This is a genomic window from Flavobacteriales bacterium, assembly GCA_013001705.1.
In the GTDB taxonomy this organism is placed as follows: domain Bacteria; phylum Bacteroidota; class Bacteroidia; order Flavobacteriales_D; family JABDKJ01; genus JABDLZ01.
Window position 1 is genome coordinate 1 of record JABDLZ010000168.1, and the last position, 4595, is coordinate 4595.

5 protein-coding genes are annotated in these 4595 nt (G+C 51.1%); 3 read left to right on the forward strand and 2 right to left on the reverse strand.

Annotation, left to right across the window (positions count from 1 at the left end; all coding sequences use genetic code 11):
• Positions 1 to 172: 172 nt before the first annotated feature.
• Positions 173 to 1741 (forward strand): S8/S53 family peptidase, encoded by a 1569-nt coding sequence (locus HKN79_06995; protein NNC83307.1) that lies wholly within the window; start codon positions 173 to 175, stop codon positions 1739 to 1741.
• Here HKN79_06995 and HKN79_07000 read toward each other — a convergent pair.
• Positions 1713 to 2165, reverse strand: a complete 453-nt coding sequence (locus HKN79_07000; protein NNC83308.1) for a YkgJ family cysteine cluster protein — start codon at positions 2163 to 2165, stop codon at positions 1713 to 1715. The two genes, HKN79_06995 and HKN79_07000, sit on opposite strands and share 29 nt — an antisense overlap.
• Positions 2158 to 2940, reverse strand: coding sequence for a dihydropteroate synthase (gene folP, locus HKN79_07005; GenBank protein ID NNC83309.1), 783 nt, complete (start codon positions 2938 to 2940; stop codon positions 2158 to 2160). The genes HKN79_07000 and folP overlap by 8 nt, the downstream gene beginning before the upstream one ends.
• 93 nt (positions 2941 to 3033) lie before the next feature.
• Between folP and HKN79_07010 the strand changes: the two genes are divergently transcribed.
• Together HKN79_07010 and wecB are read left to right on the forward strand one after the other, a co-directional pair.
• Complete coding sequence (locus HKN79_07010) at positions 3034 to 3579, forward strand: DUF1599 domain-containing protein (protein NNC83310.1); 546 nt, start codon at positions 3034 to 3036, stop codon at positions 3577 to 3579.
• Between the two features lie 9 nt (positions 3580 to 3588).
• A partial coding sequence (wecB, locus tag HKN79_07015; GenBank protein ID NNC83311.1) for a UDP-N-acetylglucosamine 2-epimerase (non-hydrolyzing) occupies positions 3589 to 4595 on the forward strand: 1007 nt, incomplete at its 3' end.

Consider the following 4595-nt stretch of genomic DNA (forward strand, 5'->3'; position numbering starts at 1 on the left):
CAGGAGACCCGCACCAAAGCCCTTCAGATGGGGGCCAACATCGTTCAATACGCTTTTCTAGGAGAATCCGGTTTCTGAACAATTCCCTTGAAATCTCGTCAGGATGGGATTTGGAAGATTGACCGCACAGGATGTACCTTGTGGCTAACAGACCAAACAGACCAAACAGACCATGAAGACCGACCTCCGACCCATCACCTTTTGGTGTATCATTCTCCTATGTATCTCTTGTGCTAAAGAGCAGATCGAACCGCTAGGATCACACGTTTCCTCAGACCAGCGCAGCTTACTCGACCGTTCTGAGATGGATGAGATCATACGCGCCCAGATGGGGGAGCGTGATCTGTTCTATTGGAAGAACGTAGATGCTCGATACATCTGGAGTGCGGCCATGCAGAGTGACCAATTGCTTTCTGTAGGATTCTGCATCAATGGAGAAAAAGACATTTCCCAAGAGATACATCGCATCGATATGTCTCAAGCAGAATGGCGAGCGGCCAAGACAGAACTTCTGGAAATGGTCCTGGACATAGAGCGTGAGGCTCGAGGTGAAGCAGAGCTCTCAGCAGCAGACATACTTCCACCACATCTCAATTCAGGAGAATGGCCCAACTTCTTCTTTCAAGTGTCTGACTTACGCACAGTCGAGGCCTTGAGAAGCCATCCCAATGTGCGATATGTGGAGCCCACCGGTTATCACTTGGCCCAACAGGCTCAGCGTTCGGATAGCGGATGTAGCAATGAACCTGATCATGGGATCAATGCAGAGGACTACATCATCGATGATCTTGGCGTGAAGATTCCTTGGAACTATCCCCTGCACAATATCCCCACGGCCTGGAATACCTCTTCTGGAAATGGAATCCGTATAGGAGTTTTGGATACGGGTATCTCGAGTGATCAAGATAACCTCGGAGAAAATTTCAATTCAGGCTATTCCGAGGGACGCAGTGTTCAGCGCTTGAGCACCAAATGGAGTGGAGCACTCTGGTGGGCCGACCTGGATTCCCCTGAAGATGACTGTGGACATGGGACCTCCATGTCTGGAGTGGCATGCGGACCTTGGTCTGACGATGGGAATGCGCTTGGCGTGGCCTACAATGCCGATCTGCTCTCTATCCGTGCAGTTGAAGATGTGGTCATCACCACTTCCAATGAATCTGCTGGGGTGCGCGATGCGCTCAAGGTGGCCGGGAAACGCTCATCGGTCAAAGTCATCTCGATGTCCATAGGTGATCCTTTCTATAACAGTACGGTAGCTGACGGTGTATACTACGCTCATAATGAAGGGGATATCATCCTCTGTGCAGCGGGTACCAGTTTCTCCATCACTACCTGGTACGGTGTAGTATTTCCTGCGACCATGGAAGAAACTCTGGCAGTCACCGGTGTCACAGATGCGAGTAGCCCACAGAAATGTGCATCCTGTCACGATGGTTCTGAAGTCGATTTTACCATCATCATGGAGCGTCAATCCGATTCGGATAGACATCCGATCTCATTGGCCATGCATAGTGACCAGCCTAGTTACATTGGTGGCTCGAGTGTGGCCACTTCCACATTGGCGGGAATCACTGCGCTTGTGTGGTCGGCTCATCCAGGGGATACGCGTGAGCAGATCATCCATAGGATCAAATTGGCCTCAGAACATTATCCGGATCGTCATCCGGATTTCGGCTGGGGCAGGGTAGATGCTGCAGCTGCAGTGCAGGTCAATCAATTCCCTGTATTACTGAAGTGACGATCTCTTCCACCCCCGGACAAACGCTAACATTCTTCAGTGTCAGGTCAAGGATCTGATGTTGTTTGACCCGGTCGGTATGCGGGTACTCCCTACATGCTTTGGGACGCACGGAGTAGATCCTGCAATAATTGTTCTCGTCCAGAAAATGACAAGGTACTTCTTGTAGCACCATATCCCCATCCTCATCTTCACGCAGATATCGCGTCATGAATTCCAAAGCGGGGATGCGCAGGTGTTTGGAGATCCGTTCGATGTCCTTGTCGGTGAAAAGAGGTCCGGTGGTCTTGCAGCAATTGGCACAGGTGAGGCAGTCCAATCGCTCGAAAACCTCTTCGTGCGCTGTGTGCATCTGACGGTCCAATTCGCGCGGTGCCAGTTTGACCAAGCGCTTTTTCCATTTGTTCTTCTGTTTCCTATCCATACTCTGCGCGTATCGCTTGGTGGAGCAGAATGGTCTCTTTGGCTTCTTTCACATCATGCACCCGGAGTATTCCAGCACCGTGTTGCAGGGCATACATATGTAGGGCGGTAGTTCCATTCAAGGCATCTTCAGCACCCACTTGTACTACTTTCTGCACCATGCTCTTTCGCGATATACCGATCAGCATCGGACGATCGAGCAACTGGAAATGAGAACAGTGGGCCATGAGTCTGTAATTGTGCTCTAGGCTTTTTCCGAATCCGAACCCCGGATCGATGATGACATCCACGACACCCGCTTCTTGGCAGGCTTGGATCCGTTCTGAGAGATAAGCAGTCACCTCTGTCAATACATCGCTATAGCAAGGGCGGTCCTGCATGTGATCCGGCATACCCTGCATGTGCATGATGATGTAGGGTATTCGGTGTGATGCTATGGTCTGAAGCATCTCCGAGTCATAGCTCCCGGCCGTGATATCGTTGATGATACGGGCTCCCAGACCCAAGGCTTCTCTTGCGACAAAGGCATGATAGGTATCCACCGAGATAGGAAGTTCGGGATATGCCTTATTGATACATTCCAGAGCAGGAATTATGCGCTCCAGTTCTTCCTCTGGGGAGACTTGAGCTGCCCCGGGTCGGGAGGAGGCGCCTCCTATGTCGATGATATCGACTCCTTCAGAGACCATGCTTTCCACATGCTGCTTGACCCGGTCGAGTGAAGAGTGCCTTCCACCAGCGTAGAATGAATCGGGAGTCACATTGAGTATTCCCATGACTCTGGGCGTGGATAAATCCATGATGCGCCCGCCTATGTTGATCGTAGTCCTGCTCATAAATGACATATCTTCGACCGCTCCATGATCGCAATGCCTACTACGAAAGAACAATATTGGGAGGTGATAGCGCAATGTCGCGACATCTTTGAAAAGAAGATGAAGGATTACGGGACCGCTTGGCGCATTCTACGACCTTCTTCACTGACCGATCAGATCTATATCAAGGCCAGTCGCATACGCACCATCCAAGAGACCGGAGAAAGCAAAGTAGGGGAGGACATTGCCGGTGAATTCATCGGCATCATCAACTACGCGGTCATGGCCTTGGTCCAGCTTGAGTTGGGAGCCAGCGAGGAGACGGAGATGGAACACAGCGAGGTGCTCGATATCTACGACCGCCATATCCAGGAGACCTATGATCTGATGGAGCGCAAGAATCACGACTACGGAGAAGCATGGAGAGAAATGCGCGTGAGTTCGCTATGCGATCTGATCCTGATGAAACTCCTCCGGGTGAAACAGATCGAGGATAATCAAGGAGTGACCTTGATATCAGAGGGTATTGATGCCAACTATCAGGATATGCTCAACTACTCGGTATTCGCTTTGATCCAACTGGAATCAGAACCTCAGTGAATCATGCAGGTGGATAAACTCCTCATTGTAGTGGGTACACGACCGAATTTCATCAAGGTCACCCAATTCAGAAAGCATTGCCAAGCCGCTGGAATCGATCTCACCATCGTACACACCGGTCAGCATTATGATAAGAAGATGTCGGGCGTCTTCTTCGAGCAATTCGGTCTGACTCCGGATATCTTCTTGAACATCGGTCCGGGTAGTCCCTCGCAGCAGATTGCTGACATCATGGTAGGTCTTGAAAAGGTCCTCTTGGATGTCGAACCGGATATGGTCATGGTGGTGGGAGATGTCAATAGCACCATGGCGGCAGCCATCACGGCCAACAAACTCCAATTGCCTATCGCCCATCTAGAGAGCGGTCTAAGGTCTGGGGATCGCGGCATGCCCGAGGAGATAAACCGCATCATTACAGACCGTATCACCGATCACTTCTTCATCACCGAGCAGAGTGGATGGGACCACTTGATCGCAGAAGGACAGTCAGAGTCGCAGATGCATTTCGTAGGCAATACCATGATCGACACCATCGTGGCCTTCGAGTCAGAGATAGAGGCCAGTGAGGTGCTGGACACCTATAAGCTCGGCCCATCGGAGTACGTGCTGATGACCATGCATCGACCCGCAACAGTGGACCATCCCGAGGAGCTGGAGAAATTACTGAGCCTGATGGAGATGGTCACCGGCCGATTGAAATTGGTCTTCCCCATCCATCCACGTACGGTGAAGAATATCGAGGAGTTCGGCATGAAGTCCCGTTTAGATGCCATCTCAGGATTGGTCCTCACCGATCCGATGGATTATTTCTCCTTCCAGAAACTGATCAAATACGCCCGTTTCATTCTCACCGATAGCGGAGGGATCCAGGAGGAGAGCACCTTCAGGCAGATACCTTGTCTGACTCTGCGACCCAATACCGAGCGGCCGAGTACGATCACGCTGGGGACCAATGAATTGGTCACATTCGATCTGGAAGTGCTGCGTGAGAAAATGAATGCCATAGTGGATGGCAC